Raw genomic sequence first — 19,193 nt, forward strand, 5'->3', positions numbered from 1 at the left:
CGTGACGCACGCGCAACGGCACGAGCGACCGCCTGCAACACGGCGTCCCTACGTTCTCCCCCATGACCCTGGACACCCGCACCACCCCGGCGCCCTCGTCCGGCCGCTGGGTCGCCGACCACGACCCCGAGGACGTCGCGCAGTGGGAGTCGACCGGCCGCAGCCGGGCGCAGCGCAACCTCGGCCTGTCGATCTTCGCCGAGTTCCTCGGCTTCTCCGTGTGGCAGCTCTGGACGATCGTCACCCCCTCGCTCAACAAGGCCGGGTTCGCGCTGACGGCCGACCAGATGTTCTGGCTCATCGCCGTGCCCAACCTCGTCGGCGCGACGCTCCGCTTCCCCTACACCTTCGCGGTGCCGCGCTTCGGCGGGCGCAACTGGACGATCGTGTCGGCCCTGCTGCTCCTCGTCCCGTGCGTCGGGCTGGCGATCGTGGTGCAGAACCCGCAGACGCCGTTCTGGCTCATGGTCCTGGTGGCCGCCACGGCCGGGGTCGGCGGTGGCAACTTCGCCAGCAGCATGGCGAACATCTCCTTCTTCTACCCCGAGCGCGAGAAGGGCGCCGCCCTCGGCCTCAACGCGGCGGGCGGCAACCTCGGCGTCGCCGTCGTCCAGCTCGTCATCCCCATCGTCGTGGTGGTCGGCGGCGGGCTGGCGCTCGACCGGGCCGGGCTCGTCGTCGTCCCCCTCGTGGTCGTGGCCGCCGTGCTGGCGTGGCGGTACATGGACAACCTGACGACGGCGAAGGCGGACTTCGCCGGCTACGCGGCGGCGATCCGCAACAAGCACACGTGGATCATCTCCTTCCTCTACATCGGCACCTTCGGGTCGTTCATCGGGTACGCCGGGGTCTTCCCGCTGCTCATCACGCAGCAGTTCCCCGAGGTCAAGGCCACCTGGGGCTTCGTCGGGCTCCCGCAGGTCCCGCTGACCCTGGCGTTCCTCGGCGCGCTGGTCGGGTCGCTGGCCCGCCCCAGCGGCGGCCGGCTCGCCGACCGTTCCTCCGGCGCCGACGTCAGCATCGCGGCGTACCTCGTGATGGCGCTCGGAGCGGTCGGCGTCATGGCCTCCCTGGCGGCCGGGACGTTCGCCGGGTTCTTCGTGAGCTTCCTGCTGCTGTTCGTCGCCACCGGGGTCGGCAACGGGGCGGTCTACCGCATGATCCCGGCGATCTTCCGGGCCGGCATCGACGTCGCGAACGACCCGGCGGCGCTCGTCCTGGCCAAGCGCAAGGCCGCGGCCTGCATCGGCATCGCCTCGGGCATCGGCGCGTACGGCGGGTTCATCATCCCCCGCGTGTTCGCCTCTTCGGTCAAGACCGGTTCGCTGCAGCCCGCCCTCCTGGCGTTCATCGGTTTCTACGTCGTCTGCGCGCTCGTGACGTTCGCCGTCTACAAGGTCGGCCGCGCGCAGCGCTTCGCCGGCACGTCGATCTGAGAGGAACACCACCGTGAGCTCCACCTCCCGCTTCCTGCAGGGCGCCCACCCGTTCACCGGCGCCGGCCTGGAGAAGTTCGTCCCGCTGGAGGGCCTGGCCCCCTACACCGTCCCCGACGGGGCCCGCGCCCAGGCCGTCTACCTCCGGGCCGGGAACTCCACCGGCGAGATGGTCGTCGTGGCCCTGCTGCGCGACGGGGTGGTGATGCGGCTGTTCCCCGTCGGCGCCCGGGGCGCGGTGCACGTGCCGTTGCGCATCGTGGAGGACGTCGAGGCCCCCTCGACGCTGGAACTGCAGGTCGCGGCACCGGACGGGCTCACCGGCACCGTCGTCGTCGACCTCGGTCTCGTGGAGGTCTGACGTGACGGACCTCGTCGAGCGCACCGGCCAGCTCCCGGCGCAGCGGCGCACCCGCCGGCGCCTGGTGGTGGTGGGCAACGGGATGGCCGGGATCCGGGCGGTGGAGGAACTGCTCGAACGCGGCGGTGCCGACCAGTTCAGCATCACGGTGTTCGGCGACGAGCCGTACGGCAACTACAACCGGATCATGCTGTCCCACGTCCTGTCCGGGGAGGAGACCGAGGAGGCCATCTTCCTGAACTCCCTGCCCTGGTACGCCGAGAACGGCATCGACCTGCGGGCCGGGGTGCGGGTGGACCGGATCGACCGGTTCGCCAAGGTCGTCCACGACGCCGACGGGGGCCGGACCCCCTACGACGTCCTGCTCCTGGCGACCGGGTCGACGCCGTTCTTCCCGACCATGGAGGGGCTGCACCGCCCGGACGGGTCGGTGCTGGACGGGGTCTTCGGGTTCCGCACCCTCGACGACGCGCGGTCGCTGCTGGCCGCGGCCCGCACCCACCGCCGGGCCGTTGTCATCGGAGGCGGTCTGCTCGGTCTGGAGGCCGCGCACGGACTGGCGACCCACGGCCTGCAGGTCGACCTCGTCCACTCCCCCGCGCACCTCATGAACCAGCAGCTGGGGCCGGAGGCCGGTCGCGTCCTGCGCCGCACGATCGAGGAACTGGGCATCCGGGTCCACACCGGGGTCCGCACCCGCGGGCTGCGCGGCACCGACCGGGTCACGGGCGTGGAACTGCCCGACGGGTCCGTCCTGGACGCCGACTTCGTCGTCGTCGCGGCCGGCATCCGTCCCAACACCGACGTCGCCGTGCGCTCGGGCCTGGAGGTCCAGCGCGGTGTCGTCGTCGACGACCGGATGCAGTGCAGCGCCGGTGAGGAGGGCGAGGAGGGTTCGGCCGACGGGGTGTACGCCGTGGGCGAGTGCGTGCAGCACCGCGGTCAGACCTACGGTCTCGTCGCTCCGCTGTGGGACCAGGCCGGCGTGCTGGCCGACCACCTCACCGGATCCCGTCCCGACGCCGCCTACCACGGTTCGCGCACCTCGACGAAGCTGAAGGTCGCCGGCGTCGACGTCGTGGCCATGGGCCTGGCCGGGCCCGAACGCGACGACGACGAGTTCGTCGTGTTCTCCGAACCCCACCGGGGCGTGTACCTCAACGTCGTCATCCGCGACGGGCGGCTGGTCGGGGCGACGTTGCTCGGCGACGTGCGCAAGACCGCGTTCCTCACGCAGGCCTTCGACCAGGCCCTGCCGCTGCCCGAGGAGCGCATGAGCCTGCTGTTCGACCTCGGCTCCCCCGACGAGGCCACCTCGGTCGCCGAACTGTCCGACGACGTCCAGGTGTGCAACTGCAACGGGGTCACCAAGGGCAAGATCGTCGCGGCGGTCGCGGGTGGGTGCACCTCCGTGAACGCCGTCATGGGCAGGACCAAGGCGGGCAAGGGGTGCGGTTCCTGCAAGACCCTCGTCGAGCAGGTCACCGAGTGGGCGGCCGGGGGCGACCTCACCGTCGACGAGAGCGTCGCCTGGTACGTCCCGGGCGTCCCGCTGGCCAAACCCGAACTCATGGCGGCCATCCGCGAACGGGAGCTGAAGTCCGTCTCGGCCGTGTTCCGCGAACTCGCCCCCGGCGGTGTGGAGGACGCGAAGTCGAAGATGGGGCTGACGTCGCTGCTGCGGATGATGTGGCCGGACGGGATCGAGGAGGAGCGCGACGGCCGGTACATCAACGACCGGGTCCACGCGAACATCCAGCGCGACGGGACGTTCTCGGTCGTCCCGCAGATGAAGGGCGGCGTCACGACGGCCGACCAGCTGCGCAAGATCGCCGACGTCGCGGACAAGTACGACGTCGGCATGATCAAGGTGACCGGCGGGCAGCGCATCGACCTGCTCGGGGTGCCCAAGGAGGACCTGCCGAAGGTGTGGGCCGACCTCGGGATGCCGTCGGGGTACGCCTACGGCAAGAGCTTCCGCACCGTGAAGACCTGCGTCGGAACGGACTTCTGCCGCTTCGGCCTCGGCGACTCCACGAAGCTCGGCATCGACCTCGAGACCCGCTACCAGGGTGTCGAAGCGCCGGCCAAGCTCAAGCTCGGTGTCGTGGGCTGCCCGCGCAACTGCGCCGAGGCCTACGTCAAGGACGTCGGCGTCGTGGCCGTGGGGTCCGGCCGCTGGGAGATCTACGTCGGGGGTGCCGCCGGCGCGTCCGTCCGCAAGGGCGACCTGCTGACCACCGTGGAGTCCCCCGAGGAGGTCATCACCCTCATCGGCCGCTTCATCCAGTTCTACCGGGAGTGGGGGAACTGGCTCGAGCGCACCTACGAGTTCGTCCCCCGCCTGGGGATCGAGCGCGTGCGCGCCGTCCTCGTCGACGACTCCGACGGGATGGCCGCCGGTCTGGACGAGCGCATGCAGACGACCGTGGAGAACTACGAGGACCCCTGGCAGGAAGGCGCCGAACCCGTGACCACCGGACAGTTCCGTCCCGCGCTCCCCCTCGGCATGCCGACGGTCCGCGCGTGACCGCCGCGAGCCAGGTCTCGGGGGAGGTCTCGGGGGACGTGTCGGTGGAGGTCTGCCGGGTCGAGGACCTGCCCGTGGGCGAGGGCCGCGCCTACGTCGTCGACGGCGAGCAGGTCGCGCTGTTCCGGCACCGCAGCGGCCGGGTGAGCGCGGTCCAGGCGGCCTGCCCCCATGCGGGCGGCCCGCTGGCCGACGGGCAGGTCGACGAGTCCGTCGTCGTCTGCCCCCTGCACCTGACGGCCTTCGACCTGGTCACGGGCGCGGCGACGGGCGGCGGCGAGGGGTCCATCGCGGTGCATCCTTGCCGGGTCGAGGCGGGAGTGGTCCGTGTCGATGTCCACTGAGCAGGGGTCCACTGAGCAGGGTCCGGCTGACGTGAGGGAGGGGGCTCCGGTGCACTACCCGCTGCACCTCGACCTGCGGGGCCGCCGTGTCCTCGTCGCCGGCGGCGGGCCGGTCGCGGCCCGGCGCGCCCGGGACCTCCTCGAGGCGGGCGCCGACGTCCTCGTCGTCGCCCCGGCCCTGTGCGAGGACCTGCGCGACCTCCTGCCCCACCTCACCTGGGAGGCCCGCGAGGTCGACCCGGCCGACGTCGCCGACGTCTGGCTCGTGCACACCGCGACCGGCGACGCCGTGGTGGACGCGGCCCTCGCCGCGGCCGCGCAGGCCCTGCACGTGTGGTGCGTCAGCGCCGGGGACGCGGCCGCCTCCAGCGCCTGGACCCCCGTGGTGGTGCGCCGTGACGTCGGGGACGCCACGGTCACCGTGTCGGCGACCGCCGGCGGCGACCCCCGGCGGGCCACGTCCCTGCGCGAGGCCCTCTCGCGGTGGCTGGACTCCGGGGCGGCCCCGCTGCGCCGGCACCGGGCGGGTCGGGGCCGTGTGACGCTCGTCGGGGGCGGCCCGGGCGAGGTGGACCTGCTGACGTTGCGCGGCCGGCGCCGGCTCGCCGAGGCCGACGTCGTCGTCGTCGACCGGCTCGCCCCCACGTCCGTGCTGGCCGAACTCGACCCGGACGTCGTCGTCGTCGACGTGGGCAAGACGCCCGACCACCACCCCGTCCCGCAGGAGGAGATCAACCGGATCCTCGTCGAGCACGCGCTCGCGGGCCGGCACGTGGTGCGCCTCAAGGGCGGTGACCCGTACGTCCTCGGCCGCGGGGGCGAGGAGGTCCTGGCCTGCCGCGCCGCCGGGGTGGACGTCGAGGTCGTCCCCGGCGTGACGAGCGCGTTCGCGGTGCCCGCCGCGGCGGGCGTCCCGGTGACCCACCGCGGCCTGTCACGTTCCGTGACCGTCGTGAGCGGCCACGAGGACGTCGACGCGGCGGCGCTGGCCGCCCTCGACGGAACCCTGGTGTTCCTCATGGGTGTGACGATGCTGCCCCGCATCGCGGCCGTTCTCCTCGCGGCCGGCAAGGCGGCCACCACACCGGTCGCGGTCGTCGAGAACGGTTGGCGCGCAGGGCAGCGGACGACCCGGGGAACCCTGGCCGACATCGCGGTGCGCGCGGCCGAGGCGGGCGTGCGCAACCCCGCGGTCATCGTCGTCGGGGCCGTCGCAGGTGTCGAGGGACTCGCGGACCTGCCGGAAGAGGTGACGGGCGCGACTCAGGTCGCCTACCGTCCGCACTCGTGACGGAACTCCTGGGCGTGACCATCGGCGTCACCAGCGACCGCCGCTCCGGCGACATGATCGCCACCTTCGAACGCAAGGGCGCCCGCGTCCTGCACGCGCCCACCATGCGCATCGTTCCGCTCGAGGAGGACGAGCAGCTCCTGGCCGACACGCGCGACGTCGTCGCCGATCCACCGGACGTCGTCCTCGTGACGACGGGCATCGGGTTGCGCGGGTGGGTGGAGGCCGCCGACGCGGCCGGGCTCGCCGGTCCCCTCCTGGAGACGATGGGCCGCGCCCGGGTGGTGGCCCGCGGCCCCAAGGCGACGGGGGTCATCCGGGCCAACGGGCTGCGCGAGGCGTGGTCCGCCGCCTCGGAGCAGACCGCGGAGGCCGTCGAACGTCTCCTCGCCGAGGGTGTCCAGGGCCGCTCGATCGTCGTGCAGCTGCACGGTGCCGCCGACGAGGACCAGGTGCTGGCCCCGCTCGTCGCGGCCGGCGCCCGGGTGCGCGGCGTGTCGGTGTACCGCTGGCGGCCCCCGGCCTGCCCCGAGGCCGTGGACCGGCTCGTGGACCTCGTCGCCGAGCGCGCCCTGGACGCCGTGACGTTCACCAGCGCACCCGGCGCGGTGGCCCTGCTCGAGGTCGCCGACCGTCGCGGCCGGCACGACGAGCTCGTCGCCGCCTTCGCCGACGGCGTCGTCGCGTGCGCCGTCGGCGACGTCACCGCCGAACCGTTGCGGGCCGTGGGGATCGAACCCCTCATCCCCGACCGCTGGCGGCTGGGGGCGCTGCTGCGGACGCTCACCGCGCACCTCGCCGAGCACCCGCTCGCCGACGTGGCGACGGCGCACGGCCGGCTGGTGCTGCGGGCGCAGACCGCGGTGCTCGACGGCGTCCTGCTGGACCTCACCCCCGGTCCCCGGGCGCTGCTGCGCCGGCTCGTCGAGGCCGGCGGGGCCGTGCTGAGCCGCGAGGACCTGCTGCCGTGCCTGCCGGGGGCGGCCGACGTGCACGCCGTCGAGGTGACCGTCGGGCGGCTGCGCGCCGCCCTGCCCGAACCCGCGCTCGTCCGGACCGTCGTCAAGCGCGGCTACCGCCTGGAGGTGACCCCCTGATGGACCCCCTGTTGGACCCCGCGTCCAGCCCGGTGCTCATCGCGTGCTCGCACGGCACCCGTTCCACGACGGGGCAGCAGGTCGTCGACGCCTTGCGCGCCGCGGTCCGCACCGCCCGCCCGGGGCTCCTCGTGGAGGGGGCGCAGGTCGACGTCCACGGCCCCTTCCTCGACGAGACCGTCGAGCGCGTGTGCCGCGGGCGGGACGCCGTCGTCGTCCCCCTGCTGCTCTCCAGCGGCTACCACGTGCGCGTCGACATCGCCGAGGCGCTGCGGGCCGGTCACGGCCGGGCGGTGGCGGCGCCGGCCCTCGGACCGGGGCCGGAGGTCGTCGACATCCTCCTCGAACGCCTCGGCCCGTGGGACGGAGCCGTCGTCCTGGCGGCCGCCGGGTCCTCGGACGCCCGCGCCCAGGCCGACGTGGAGACGACGGTCGCGCTGCTGGCCGACCGGCTCGGACGGCCCGTGACGTCGGGGTTCCTGTCCGCGCAGGAACCCACCGTCGCCGACGCCGTGGCCGCCGCCCGGGCCGCGCGACCGGGACCGGTGGCCGTCGTGAGCTACCTGCTGGCCCCCGGGGTGTTCTCGGCCCGGCTGGCCTCCGTGGGGGCCGACCTCGTCACCGAACCCCTCGGGGTGCACCCCGGTCTCGTCGACCTGCTGCTGGCGCGCTACGACGCCGCGGTCGCGGAGTCGTTCCCGACGCCGCCGGCGGACACCACGTTCCGCAACTCCTCGCCCGCGACGAGCCGCGCCACCTGATCGCGCAGCAGCGCGACCATCCGCGGCCGGAAGGCCGTGGAGTTCCCCCCGACGTGCGGGGTGACCACGACGCCCGGCAGCGACCAGAGCTCGTGGTCGGCGGGCAGGGGTTCGGGGTCGGTGACGTCGAGGGCTGCGCACAGGCGCCCCGCACGGAGTTCCGCCACGAGCGCCGCGGTGTCCACGACGGGTCCACGGGCCACGTTGACGACGAGGGCCCCGTCGGGCAGTGCGGCGAGGAACTCGCGGCCGACGAGGCCGCGCGTGCGGTCCGTCAGCGGGCAGGCGAGCACGACGACGTCGTGCGCGGGCAGCAGGTCGGGCAGTTCCTCCACGGCGTGCACCGGCACCCCGTCCTGCACCCGGGCGCGGGTGCCGACGGCCGTCACCGAGCACTCGAACGGGGCGAGCCGGTCAGCGACCGCACGACCCACGCCGCCCCAGCCGAGGACGAGGACGTTCCGGTCCGCCAGGGACGTCCGCCGCGAGGGTTTCCACTCCCCCGTGGCCATGGCCCGGACGTCGCCGTCCAGACCGCGCAGCGACAGGACCGCCAGGCCCACGGCGAGCTCGGCCGTCGAGGTCTCGTGGACGCCGGTCGCGTTGCACAGCAGCACGTCGCGGGGCAGCTGCTCCGGGACGCCGTCGTAACCGATGGTCAGCAGCTGCACGGCGCGGGTCGCCGACGGCAGCGCCGAGAGGTCCGGGGTCGCCACGTACGGCGGCACCACGAGGGTGGGGGCGGGGTCGGGGGCGGGGGCGCTGCCGTCCCAGACGACGACGTCGGCGCCGTCGAGGGGGCCGAGGGCCCGGGCCCAGGAGTCGGCGGGGACGCTCACCACGACGTGCTCGGTCACGCGGGCACGCTAGCCGCATCCGGGTGAGGATGGACCGGTGACCCGCAGACGCACGGCCCTCGCCCCGGCGGCCCTCGTCGGGACCCTCCTGCTCGGGTGCTCGGACACGACGCAGTCGCCGGCCACCCCGACCCCGACCGCCGCGCAGCCCGCGCCCTCGACGTCGCCGTCCGCACCGGTCGACCCGTCGGCCGTCGTCGCTGCCGCGGTCGGGCTGCCGGGTGAACCCGTCGACGTCGCGACCGGGCTCGACGTGCCCTGGGGCCTGGCCGTCCTGCCCGACGGGACGGCCCTCGTGACGTTGCGCGACGAGGCCCGGGTCGTGCGCGTCGGACCGGGAATCTCGAGCGTCCTGGGGGCCGACGGGTCGGACGGGCGCGTCCCCGATGTCGTGCCCGGTGGTGAAGGCGGTCTGCTGGGGATCGCGTTGTCCCCGGAGTTCACGACCGACCAGCACGTGTTCCTCTACCAGACCGCACGCGACGACAACCGCGTCGTCCGGTACACGCTGGCGCAGGACCGCCTCGGTGAGGCGACCCCCGTGCTGACGGGGATCCCCAAGAACTCGACGCACAACGGCGGGCGCATCGCGTTCGGTCCCGACGGCAAGCTCTACGTCGGGACGGGCGACGCCCAGAACCGTCCCGCCGCGCAGGACCCGGCGTCGCTGGGCGGGAAGATCCTGCGGCTCAACCCCGACGGGACCGTCCCGCCGGACAACCCGACCGCGGGATCGCCGGTGTGGTCGCTCGGGCACCGGAACCCGCAGGGGCTCGGCTGGGACTCCACCGGCCGGCTCATCGCCGCGGAGTTCGGTCAGGACGAGTGGGACGAGCTGAACGTCATCCGGCCGGGCGGGAACTACGGCTGGCCCGAGGTCGAGGGTCCCGGGGACGGCGGCGGGCGGTTCGTCGCACCCGTGCAGACGTGGCGCACCGACGACGCCTCGCCGTCGGGTCTCGTCGTGACCCCGGACGCGGTGTACGTCGCGGCGCTGCGGGGTGAGCGGTTGTGGCGGGTTCCGCTGAACCCCGACGGCCCGACCGGAACCCCCGACGCCTACCTGCAGGGAACCCTCGGCCGGTTGCGCACGGTCGAGGTGGGACCGGACGGGTCGTTGTGGGTCCTCACGTCGAACACGTTCCGCGGGGAACCACGCCCGGGCGATGACCGGCTGGTGTCCGTGCCGTTGTCGTCCTGAACTCTTCGTGGTCCTGAGGCCCTCGTCGTCCTGAGGAGACCGGACGGCAGGATGGGACCGTGCCTGCCGACCTGACGGTTCCCGTCCTCCTGCTCCTGCTGCTGGCGGCGTTCGCCGCGGGGTGGATCGACGCCGTCGTGGGCGGCGGTGGTCTGCTGCAGCTCCCCGCCCTCCTGCTCGTGCCCGGACTCAGCCCGGTGCAGGCCCTGGCCACGAACAAGCTCGGGTCGATCTTCGGCACGAGCACCAGCGCACTGACCTACTACCGCAGGGCCAGACCCGACCTCCGGACGGCCCTGCCGATGGCCGCGGTGGCTCTGGTCGGCAGTTTCGGCGGCGCGTCGATCGCCGCAGCCCTGCCCGTCGCGGTCTTCAAACCCGTCATCGTCGTCGCGCTCGTCACCGTCGCGACCATCACCGTGCTGCGGCCCGCTCTCGGCGCCTCCACGTCGCTGCGCTTCTCCGGTCACGCCCACTACCGCGCGGCGATCGCCGTCGGACTCGCGATCGGCGTGTACGACGGGGTGCTCGGGCCGGGCACCGGGACGTTCCTCGTCATCGCCATGGTGAGCCTGCTGGGGTACGACTTCGTGCAGGCCAGCGCGAAGGCGAAGATCGTGAACTTCTCGACGAACCTCGGGGCACTGCTGTACTTCGCCCCGCACGGGGCTGTCCTGTGGGGACTGGGGCTCCTTCTCGGGATCGCCAACACCAGCGGCAGCTACCTGGGGTCCCGGATGGCGATCTCGCAGGGGACGCGGTTCATCCGCACGGTGTTCCTCGTCGTCGTCGCCGCGCTCATCGTCAAGGTGGGGCACGACGTGTGGGTGGAGAACCTGTCGCCGCTGTTCCACTGAGGGGCGAGGGGGCACGACGATCCACCCGCCGCCGTGATCACCGCCCCCTACGGTGGACGTGTGCGCAACCCCACCCCCGTCCGCGCCGCCACCGGCGCCCTCGCGGCCGTCGTGGGCCTCCTGCCCTGGCTCGTCACCGGCGCGCACCTGCCCCACCAGCAGCTGTGGAGCGGCGACCAGGGCTCGCCGCCGCTCGCGCTGCTCCCGCTGAGCCAGGAACACGTCGCGGAGGTCATCGCCCTGCACGTGACGGCGGGAGCCCTGGCCGGACTCGCGCTGCGGCTGCAGCGGGGCCGGTGGTCCGGCCGCGCGGTCCCCGCCACCGCCGCGGGGATGCTGCTGGTCCAGGGGATCGCGGCGGTCCAGTCGCTGGTCACCGTGAGCGGCGGACTGCCGCAGCGAACCGCCTCCACCGTCTACCTCGCGGCGCTGGTCGCGCTGCTGCTCGGCGCCCTCGTGGCCGGGACCGTCGTCCTGGCCCTCACGGCGGCACGCCCGCGGTCGGTCGCAGTCCCGGGTTTCGCACTGGGCGCACTGTTCCTGCCCGTGCGGTCGGACCACTGGTGGTGGTCCGCGCTGCTCGTGGGCGTCGTCATCGCCTGGGGCGGACTGCGTTCGGCGGCTCAGGTCACCGGCGCCGTGGCGGCGCTCGCCCTCGTGTGGCTCGTGCCGACGGCGCAGACCGTGCTCGACGGCTCGGTGGGGAACTGGACGTTGCTGCGCTTCCCCGCGGACCTCGTCGGGACGGCGGTGGACGTGTTCCGCCTGCGGGTCACGTCCACCGCGCTCGTCGTCCCACCGCTGGTGGTCGCCGCGGCCGTGGGGCTCGGCGGTTCCCTGCTCAGCGCACGCGTTCGGCGGTGAACTGCAGCCGCGGGTTCGCGAAGGCCTCCTGCGACTCCACGAGCTTGAGTTCGCGCTCCCCGGAGCGGTAGGTCGTCTCGATGAGGTCGAAGACGCTGGAGACGGTGCGTTCCAGGGCGGCCTTCGCATCACCGGTGCTGCGGTAGTGGGCCGTGAAGAGGGCCGCCGTCACGTCACCGGAACCGTTCGCCTTGAACGGCAGCATGGGCGTGCGCACGATCCACGCGCCGGCGTCGTCGGCGACGAGCACCTCGACGGTGCCCTGCTCGCGGTCGGGACGCTCCACGCTCGTGACCAGGACGGTGGAGGGGCCCAGGGCGCGGGCGGCGTCGACCGAAGCAAGCGTCGACTCCAGCGTCGTCGGTTCGGTGCCGGTGAGGTAGCCGAGCTCGAACTGGTTCGGCGTGATGATGTCGGCGACCGGCACGACGCGGTCGCGCAGCAGGTCGGGGATCTCGGGGGCGACGAAGCAGCCGGACTTCGCGTTGCCCATCACGGGGTCGCAGGCGTACACCGCGGACGGGTTCGCGGCCTTGACGCGGCGGACGGCGTCCACGATGACGTCACCGATCCCGACCCCGCCCTGGTACCCGGAGAGGACGACGTCGACCTGTGGGAAGACGCCCCGCTCCTCCACACCCGTGAGGACGGCGGCGACGTCGGAGGGGTCGATGAGCGGTCCCCGCCACGCGCCGTACCCCGTGTGGTTGGAGAAGTTCACGGTGTGGACGGGGATGACCTCGACCCCGATGCGCTGCAGCGGGAAGACGGCCGCGGAATTGCCGACGTGGCCGTACGCGACGGCGGACTGGATGGAGAGCACCTTCACGCGCCGGACGATACGCGTCCGGGGCCGGTGGGGCCGTCCGACTTCCACAAGAAGTCTTGTGGAAGAAGTCTTGTGGTTCTACGGTGGCGTCGTGGACCTCCCCGCCGACCATCCCGCCGCCCGTCCCACCGTCGAGCTCACCGACCCCGCGACCATGCGGGTCCTCGCGCACCCGACGCGGCTGCGCCTGCTCGGGGAACTGCGCGTCCACGGGCCGTGCAGCGTCGGAACGCTCAGCCGGGCCGTCGACGAGGCCCCCGGATCGGTGAGCTACCACTTGTCGCGGCTGGCCGAGGTCGGACTCGTCGCGGAGGCCCCCGAGCACGCACCCGACCGCCGGCAGCGGTGGTGGCGTTCCGTCCACGTCTTCACCCGCACCCCCTCCCCCGTGGACACCAGCGACCCGGAACGGTCGGCAGCCTCGACCGCGCTGCGCAAGAGCTTCGTGCGCGGCCTCGCCGACGCCCACGAGGCCTACCTCGACGCCGAGCACGACCTCACCCCGGACTGGGCGCAGGCCTCCGACTCCGGCGACCTCTCCCTCGACCTCACGGCCGACGAACTGGCGCAGATGGCCCGCGAGGTCCGCGACGTGTGGCAGCGCTGGCTCGGCCGGTCCGACCGCGACCGGGAGGGGACGCGTCCCGTGCTCGCGCTGTACGCCCTCTTCCCCCGGCCGTGAGACCGCTCCGGGCCCTGGTCGTCGCGCACACCACGAGCGCCGCGGGCAATGCCGCCACGCAGGTGGCCGTCCCGCTGCACGTGCTCGCCACGGGCGGCAGCGGGGTCCAGCTCGGGATCGCCTCCGCCGCAGCGGTCGTGCCCGTCGTCGTCGGCGGGTTGTTCGGCGGCACGATCGTCGACCGCGTCGGCTACCGGCGCACCAGCGTCGCGAGCGACGTCGTCGGGGCGGTGACGATCGCCGCGGTCCCCCTGCTGGCCGGCACGGTCGGTCTGCCGTTCTGGGGGCTCGTCCTGCTGCTCGTCGCCACGGGGCTGCTCGACGCGCCGGGGCAGGCCGCCCGGCACGCGATGCTCCCGGAACTGGCCGCGGCGCAGGGGGTTCCCCTGGTCCGCGCGACCGGATCGCTCAACGGCGCCGAACGCCTCGCCCAGCTCGTGGGGGTCGCCGCGACGGCCGCGCTCGTCGGCTGGCTCGGGGCGTTGCCCGTCCTGTGGTTGGACGCCGTGACGTTCGCCCTCAGCGCCACCCTCGTCCTGCTCGCGGTGCCGCACGCGTCGGCCGCGGCACGACCCGAGGGCGCCTACCTCCGCCGGCTGCGCGAGGGCCTGGCGGTCGTCCGCCGCGACGGTCTCCTGCGCGCCGTCGTCCTCCTGGTCCTGGCCACCAACGCCTTCGACACGGCCCTGACCGTCCTGTTGCCGCTCGTCGCCCGCGACACCTGGCACCACCCGGCCGCGTTCGGCTGGGTCAGCGCGGTGTTCGGGGTCGGTGCCGCGGTCGGTGCCCTGCAGGCGCACCGCCTCACGGGGCGGTGGTCCCGTCGCCGCGTGTTCGCGTTCTCCTTCCTGCTCGCCGGGTCCCCCCGCTTCCTGCTCCTGGCGACGGGTCCCTCCCTCGAGCTCACCCTCGTCGTCGTCCTCGCCTGCGGCCTCGCGGCGGGGGCCATCAACCCCGTCCTGGGCGCGGTGCAGCTCGAACGGGTGGCCCCGCGGATGCGCGCCCGCGTCGCCGGTCTCGTCGCCGCGGGTGCGTGGGCGGGGATGCCGGCGGGGTCGCTGCTCGCAGGGTGGGGCGCGGACCGGCTGGGTGTCGTCCCGGTGCTGTGGACCGTGGGCGCCGCCTACCTCCTCGTGACGATCGCGCCGTTCGTGGGCCGGTCCTGGAAGGACCTGGACCGCCCCGCCCGGCAGGCGGCGGACGTGGCAGGGTGAGCGGGTGTTCGACCAGCTCAACGCGCTCGTCACCGAGCACGCGGGATCACCGTGGGTGCTGGCCGCGGTGCTCAGCCTCGCCGCCCTCGACGCCTTCGTCCCCCCGTTGCCGAGCGAGTCCGTCGTCATCGGCCTGTCGGCCATCGCCGCGGACACAGGGCACCCGAACCGGTGGGCGCTGTTCGCGTGCGCGGTCGTCGGTGCGTTCCTCGGCGACAACCTCACGTACACGATGGGCCGGCACTCCCCGCTGCGCCGCTGGGTCGCGGGACACCCCCGTTTGGAGAAGGCCTTCACCCGGGCCGCCGCCGAACTCGACAAGCGGGGGGCGTTCGCGATCCTCGCGGCGCGGTACGTGCCGATCGGCCGCATCGCCGTGAACCTCACCGCCGGGGCCGTCCAGTTCCCGCGCGCCCGGTTCGTCGGGTTGAGCGCGCTGGCGGCGCTGACGTGGGCCGCGTACTCGGTCGCCATCGGCTCCCTCGCCGGGCACTGGATCGAGTCGACGCCGCTGGCCGGGGCGGCCCTCGGCATCCTCATCGCGCTGGCGCTGGGGTTCCTCGTCGACCTCGTCCTCAACCGCGTCGTCCGCCGCCGGACAGCACGGTGAGGGCACGGCTCGCCGTCCTGCCGGCGTTCGCGGTGCTCCTGGGCGGGTGCTCCGGCGCTCCGACCGCCCCGTCCCCCACGACACCGGTGACGAGCCGGGCGCCGAGTCCGGCGTCGAGTCCGGCTGTGGTCCCCGACCCGGGGTTCTCGGCCCTGGAGCAGGAGTTCGGTGCCCGCCTCGGCGTGTACGCGGTCGACACCGGAAGCGGCCGCACCGTCGCGCACCGCGCCGACGAGCGGTTCGCGTACGCCTCCACGTACAAGGCGCTCGCGGCCGCGGCGGTCCTCGACTCCGGCGCCGACCTCGCCACGCCGGTCCGGATCACCGACCTCGTGGACTACTCCCCCCTCACCGAGCGGCACGTCGGCGGCACCATGACGCTCGGCGAGGTCGCCGAGGCGGCGGTGACCGTGAGCGACAACACCGCGGGCAACCTGCTGTTCGACCAGCTCGGCGGCCCGGAGGGTTTCGAGGCGCGCCTGCGGGCGCTCGGCGACACCGTGACGGAGTCAGCACGCACCGAACCCGGGCTGAACCGGTGGAACCCCGGGGAGGTCGACGACACGAGTTCCCCGCGCGCGTTCGCCGCAGACCTGCGCGCCTACGCCGTGGGGGACGCGCTCGACGCGGACGACCGGGACGTCTTCACCGGGTGGCTCAGAGGGGGCACGACGGGGGCGGAGCAGATCCGGGCGGGGGTTCCCGCGGGGTGGGTCGTGGGCGACAAGACCGGCCACGCGGGCCGCTACGGCAACCAGGACGACGTCGGCGTGGTGTGGCCGTCCGGTGGCCGGGCCCCGTGGGTCGTCGTGGTCTTCTCCGACCGGCCGGGCCTCGACGACGAGTCCGACCCCGCGCTCGTGGCGCGGGCGACCGGACTCGTCGTCGACGCGCTCAGCTGACGCGTTCGGTGATGAGCTCGCGGATGCGCGCGGCGTCCGCCTTGCCCCGCATCTCCTTCATGACCTGACCGATGAGGGCACCGGCCGCCTGCGCCTTGCCGCCGCGGATCTTCTCCACGACGTCGGGGTTGGCGGCGATGACCTTGTCCACCGCGGCGTTGAGCGCCCCGTCGTCCTGGACGACGATGAGCCCGCGACGGTCGACGACCTGGGCCACCGACCCCTCCCCGGCCAGGACGCCTTCGAGGGCCTCTCGGGCGAGGCGGTCGGTGAGCTTTCCGTCCTCGACGAGCTGGGCCAGTTCGGCCACGTCCGCGGGGGTGACCCTCAGGGCGGTGAGTTCGACCCCGTCGGCGTTGGCGCGGCGGGCCAGTTCCCCGGACCACCACTTGCGCGCCGCGGCGGGCGAGGCGCCCGCCGCCACGGTGGCCTCGACGACGTCGAGCGCACCGGCGTTGACGAGGTCGCGGAACTCCAGGTCGGAGAACCCCCACTCGGCGTGCAGCCGCTTGCGGCGCAGGGCCGGCGGTTCCGGCAGGGAGTCGCGCAGCTCCTCGACCCACGCCCGGTCCGGGACGATGGGCACGAGATCGGGTTCGGGGAAGTACCGGTAGTCCTCGGCGTCGGACTTCTCCCGGCCCGACGTCGTCAGCCCGGTGTCCTCGTGCCAGTGCCGCGTCTCCTGCACGACCTTGGCGCCCGACCGCAGGACGGCCGCGTGCCGGGAGACCTCGTACCGGACGGCCCGTTCGACCGAGCGCAACGAGTTGACGTTCTTGGTCTCCGAGCGGGTGCCGAGCTTCGACTCCGGCGAGGGACGCAGCGAGAGGTTCACGTCGCAGCGCAAGGAACCCTGCTCCATCTTGACGTCGGAGACGTCGAGGGCGCGCAGCAGGTCGCGCAGGGCGGCGACGTAGGCGCGGGCCACGTCCGGAGCCCGGTCACCGGTGCCCTCGAGGGGTTTGGTGACGATCTCGATGAGCGGGATGCCGGCGCGGTTGTAGTCCACGAGGGAGAACTCGGCGCCGTGGATGCGGCCCGTGGAACCCCCGACGTGCAGGGACTTCCCGGTGTCCTCCTCCATGTGGGCGCGCTCGATCTGCACCCGGTAGGTGAAGGCCGGCTTCGTGCCGTCCTCCGAGGCCGGGACGTCGACGTCGAGGTACCCCTCGTAGGCGATCGGCTCGTCGTACTGCGACGTCTGGAAGTTCTTCGGCATGTCCGGGTAGAAGTAGTTCTTCCGGGCGAACCGGCAGTTCTCCGCGATGGAGCAGTTCAGCGCCAGCCCGATGCGGATCGCCGACTCCAGCGCCTTGGCGTTGAGCACCGGCATCGCACCGGGCAGCCCCAGCGACGTCGGGTCCACCTGCGTGTTCGGCTCGGCGCCGAACTCCGTGGGTGCCCCCGAGAACATCTTCGTCTTCGTGTTGAGCTCGACGTGCACCTCGAGGCCGAGGACGGGGTCGAACTCCGCCACCGCCTCGTCGTAGTCGACCAGATCGACGCTCATGCCGAGACCCCCTGCCACGCCGGAACCTTCGCGAGCAACGGCCCGCCCCACTTGTCCACCAACCGCGCCTCGAGCGCGGCCCCGACCCGGTACAGCCGGTCGTCGGCCCGCTGCGGGGCGAGGATCTGCAGCCCCACGGGCAGCCCGTCCGACAACCCCGCCGGCAACGACATGCCGGGCAGCCCGGCCAGGTTCGCCGGGATCGTCGCGACGTCTCCGGCGTACATCGCCAGCGGGTCGTCGAGCTTCTCGCCCAGCTCGTACGCCACGGTCGGCGCCGTCGGCGAGACGAGCACGTCGACGTCGGCGAAGGCCGCCGCGAAGTCGCGCTGCACGAGCGTGCGGACCTTCTGCGCGCTGCCGTAGTAGGCGTCGTAGTACCCGGCCGACAGCGCGTACGTGCCGAGGATGATGCGGCGCTTGGCCTCGTCGCCGAAACCGGCCGCGCGGGTGGCGCGCATGACCGTCTCGGCCGTCACGTTCCCGCCCTCGGGCACGACCCGCAGGCCGTACCGCATCCCGTCGAACTTGGCGAGGTTGCTCGACGCCTCGCTCGGCAGGATGAGGTAGTACGCCGCGAGCGCGTGCACGATGTTCGGCAGGCTCAGCTCGACGACCTCGGCGCCGGCGGCGCGGAACTCCGCCAGCGACTCCTCGAAGCGGGCGACGACGCCCGGCTCGTAGCCCTCACCGGACAGTTCGCGCACGACACCGATGCGGACCCCCGCGAGGTCGCCCGTGGCGCCCTGGCGAGCCGCGCCGACGACGTCCGGGACGGCATCGGGCAACGACGTGGAGTCGTAGGGGTCGTGGCCCGCGATGACCGCGTGCAGCAGCGCGGTGTCCATGACCGTCCGGGCGCACGGCCCGGCCTGGTCCAGGGAGCTGGCCAGGGCGATGAGCCCGTAGCGCGAGACGGCGCCGTAGGTGGGCTTGACGCCGACCGTGCCGGTGACGGCCGCGGGCTGGCGGATGGAACCGCCCGTGTCCGAGCCGATCGTCAGCGGGGCCTCGAAGGCCGCGAGCGCCGCGGCGGACCCGCCGCCGGAACCGCCCGGGATGCGGGTCGGGTCCCACGGGTTGCGGGTGACGCCGTAGGCGGAGTGCTCGGTGGTCGAGCCCATCGCGAACTCGTCCATGTTCGTCTTGCCGAGGACGACGAGACCGGCGGCGTGCAGTTCGCGGACGACGGTGGCGTCGTACGGCGGCACCCAGCCCTCGAGCATGCGGGAGCCGGCCGTGGTGGGCAGGCCCTTGGTGGTCAGGACGTCCTTGACCCCGACCGGGATGCCCGCGAGCGGGCCGAGGTCGGCGCCGGCGGCGCGGTCGGCGTCGATCTGCCGGGCCCGGGCGAGGGCGCCCTCGTGGTCGACGTGGAGGAAGGCGTGGACACCGGACGCGTTGGGGCCCGAGGTGGGGCCGTCCACGGCGTCGATGCGGTCGAGGTGGGCGCGGGTGACCTCCTCGGAGGAGACGACCCCGCTGCGCAGGGCGTCCGCGAGCCGGGTCGCGTCCCACTGGACGAGTTCGTTGACGCTCACGCCTCCTCCCCCAGGATCATCGGGACGCGGAAGCGGCCGTCCTCGGCCGCCGGGGCGCCGGCGAGCGCCTCGGCCGCGGTCAGGCCCGGGCGGACGACGTCCGGCCGGGTCACGTTCGTCAGGGGCACGGGGTGCGAGGTGGCGGGCACGTCGTCGGTGGCGACCTTCGCGACGGCCGCGACGGCATCGAGGACCGCGTCGAGCTGACCCGCCATGCGGTCCAGCTCCTCGTCGGACATGTCGATGCGCGCCAGGCGCGCGAGGTGCTCGACCTCGGATCGGGAGATGGCGGACACGATCGGTGAG

The 19,193-nt window shown here is 73.7% G+C and carries 19 protein-coding genes; 14 read left to right on the top strand and 5 right to left on the bottom strand.

The window, feature by feature from the left end:
* The first annotated feature begins 62 nt into the window (after positions 1-62).
* The 7 genes from AB0637_RS01035 to AB0637_RS01065 are packed head-to-tail and all read left to right on the top strand — an operon-like array spanning position 63 to position 7,820.
* Positions 63-1,436 (top strand): nitrate/nitrite transporter, encoded by a 1,374-nt coding sequence (locus AB0637_RS01035; protein WP_366169272.1) that lies wholly within the window; start codon positions 63-65, stop codon positions 1,434-1,436.
* Between the two features lie 13 nt (positions 1,437-1,449).
* Entirely contained in the window at positions 1,450-1,797 is a 348-nt protein-coding gene (locus AB0637_RS01040; RefSeq protein WP_366169273.1) for a molybdopterin oxidoreductase, read from the top strand.
* A 1-nt stretch (position 1,798) separates the two neighbouring features.
* Complete coding sequence (gene nirB / locus AB0637_RS01045; RefSeq protein ID WP_366169274.1) at positions 1,799-4,327, top strand: nitrite reductase large subunit NirB; 2,529 nt, start codon at positions 1,799-1,801, stop codon at positions 4,325-4,327.
* Complete coding sequence (locus AB0637_RS01050) at positions 4,324-4,671, top strand: nitrite reductase (NAD(P)H) small subunit (RefSeq protein ID WP_366169275.1); 348 nt, start codon at positions 4,324-4,326, stop codon at positions 4,669-4,671. The genes nirB and AB0637_RS01050 overlap by 4 nt, the downstream gene beginning before the upstream one ends.
* A gap of 31 nt (positions 4,672-4,702) precedes the next feature.
* Positions 4,703-5,962 carry a uroporphyrinogen-III C-methyltransferase gene (cobA, locus tag AB0637_RS01055; RefSeq protein WP_366169276.1) on the top strand — a complete coding sequence of 420 codons (1,260 nt, stop codon included), beginning with the start codon at positions 4,703-4,705 and terminating at the stop codon, positions 5,960-5,962.
* Entirely contained in the window at positions 5,959-7,059 is a 1,101-nt protein-coding gene (locus AB0637_RS01060) for a uroporphyrinogen-III synthase (RefSeq protein ID WP_366169277.1), read from the top strand. Before cobA ends, AB0637_RS01060 begins: the two co-directional genes overlap by 4 nt.
* Positions 7,059-7,820: a CbiX/SirB N-terminal domain-containing protein gene (locus tag AB0637_RS01065; RefSeq protein WP_366169278.1), complete on the top strand. Its 762-nt coding sequence runs from the start codon at positions 7,059-7,061 to the stop codon at positions 7,818-7,820. Before AB0637_RS01060 ends, AB0637_RS01065 begins: the two co-directional genes overlap by 1 nt.
* Here the strand turns inward: AB0637_RS01065 and AB0637_RS01070 are convergent.
* Positions 7,730-8,677 (bottom strand): 2-hydroxyacid dehydrogenase, encoded by a 948-nt coding sequence (locus AB0637_RS01070; RefSeq protein ID WP_366169279.1) that lies wholly within the window; start codon positions 8,675-8,677, stop codon positions 7,730-7,732. The two genes, AB0637_RS01065 and AB0637_RS01070, sit on opposite strands and share 91 nt — an antisense overlap.
* 37 nt (positions 8,678-8,714) lie before the next feature.
* Here AB0637_RS01070 and AB0637_RS01075 point away from each other — a divergent pair, with 37 nt between their 5' ends.
* Genes AB0637_RS01075 through AB0637_RS01085 form a run of 3 tightly spaced genes read left to right on the top strand, consistent with a single transcriptional unit; the run spans position 8,715 to position 11,599 of the window.
* Entirely contained in the window at positions 8,715-9,878 is a 1,164-nt protein-coding gene (locus AB0637_RS01075; protein WP_366169280.1) for a PQQ-dependent sugar dehydrogenase, read from the top strand.
* A gap of 59 nt (positions 9,879-9,937) precedes the next feature.
* Positions 9,938-10,735 carry a TSUP family transporter gene (locus AB0637_RS01080; RefSeq protein ID WP_366169281.1) on the top strand — a complete coding sequence of 266 codons (798 nt, stop codon included), beginning with the start codon at positions 9,938-9,940 and terminating at the stop codon, positions 10,733-10,735.
* Between the two features lie 60 nt (positions 10,736-10,795).
* On the top strand, positions 10,796-11,599 hold the full coding sequence (locus tag AB0637_RS01085) for a hypothetical protein (protein ID WP_366169282.1): 804 nt from the start codon (positions 10,796-10,798) through the stop codon (positions 11,597-11,599).
* Here the strand turns inward: AB0637_RS01085 and pdxY are convergent.
* Positions 11,577-12,428: a pyridoxal kinase PdxY gene (gene pdxY, locus AB0637_RS01090; protein WP_366169283.1), complete on the bottom strand. Its 852-nt coding sequence runs from the start codon at positions 12,426-12,428 to the stop codon at positions 11,577-11,579. The genes AB0637_RS01085 and pdxY overlap by 23 nt on opposite strands.
* 91 nt (positions 12,429-12,519) lie before the next feature.
* Between pdxY and AB0637_RS01095 the strand changes: the two genes are divergently transcribed.
* From AB0637_RS01095 to bla, 4 genes are read left to right on the top strand one after another with little or no spacing between them, the layout of a single operon-like run.
* Positions 12,520-13,110: a helix-turn-helix domain-containing protein gene (locus AB0637_RS01095; protein WP_366169284.1), complete on the top strand. Its 591-nt coding sequence runs from the start codon at positions 12,520-12,522 to the stop codon at positions 13,108-13,110.
* The gene (locus tag AB0637_RS01100) at positions 13,107-14,324 is read left to right on the top strand and encodes an MFS transporter (protein WP_366169285.1); all 1,218 of its coding nucleotides are present in this window, start codon (positions 13,107-13,109) and stop codon (positions 14,322-14,324) included. The genes AB0637_RS01095 and AB0637_RS01100 overlap by 4 nt, the downstream gene beginning before the upstream one ends.
* 4 nt (positions 14,325-14,328) lie before the next feature.
* Positions 14,329-14,934, top strand: coding sequence for a DedA family protein (locus tag AB0637_RS01105; protein ID WP_366169286.1), 606 nt, complete (start codon positions 14,329-14,331; stop codon positions 14,932-14,934).
* A complete protein-coding gene (bla, locus tag AB0637_RS01110; protein ID WP_366169287.1) occupies positions 14,931-15,836 on the top strand; it encodes a class A beta-lactamase in 906 nt (301 codons plus the stop codon). The genes AB0637_RS01105 and bla overlap by 4 nt, the downstream gene beginning before the upstream one ends.
* On the opposite strand, the gene gatB is transcribed toward bla, so the two are convergent.
* From gatB to gatC, 3 genes are read right to left on the bottom strand one after another with little or no spacing between them, the layout of a single operon-like run.
* Positions 15,829-17,346, bottom strand: a complete 1,518-nt coding sequence (gene gatB / locus AB0637_RS01115) for an Asp-tRNA(Asn)/Glu-tRNA(Gln) amidotransferase subunit GatB (RefSeq protein ID WP_366169288.1) — start codon at positions 17,344-17,346, stop codon at positions 15,829-15,831. The two genes, bla and gatB, sit on opposite strands and share 8 nt — an antisense overlap.
* Positions 17,343-18,887 (bottom strand): Asp-tRNA(Asn)/Glu-tRNA(Gln) amidotransferase subunit GatA, encoded by a 1,545-nt coding sequence (gene gatA, locus AB0637_RS01120; protein ID WP_366169289.1) that lies wholly within the window; start codon positions 18,885-18,887, stop codon positions 17,343-17,345. The genes gatB and gatA overlap by 4 nt, the downstream gene beginning before the upstream one ends.
* Positions 18,884-19,183, bottom strand: a complete 300-nt coding sequence (gene gatC, locus AB0637_RS01125; protein WP_366169290.1) for an Asp-tRNA(Asn)/Glu-tRNA(Gln) amidotransferase subunit GatC — start codon at positions 19,181-19,183, stop codon at positions 18,884-18,886. Before gatC ends, gatA begins: the two co-directional genes overlap by 4 nt.
* Positions 19,184-19,193 lie beyond the last annotated feature (10 nt).

The sequence above is a fragment of the Kineococcus sp. NPDC059986 genome (genome assembly GCF_040702905.1).
Classification (GTDB): Bacteria; Actinomycetota; Actinomycetes; order Actinomycetales; family Kineococcaceae; genus Kineococcus.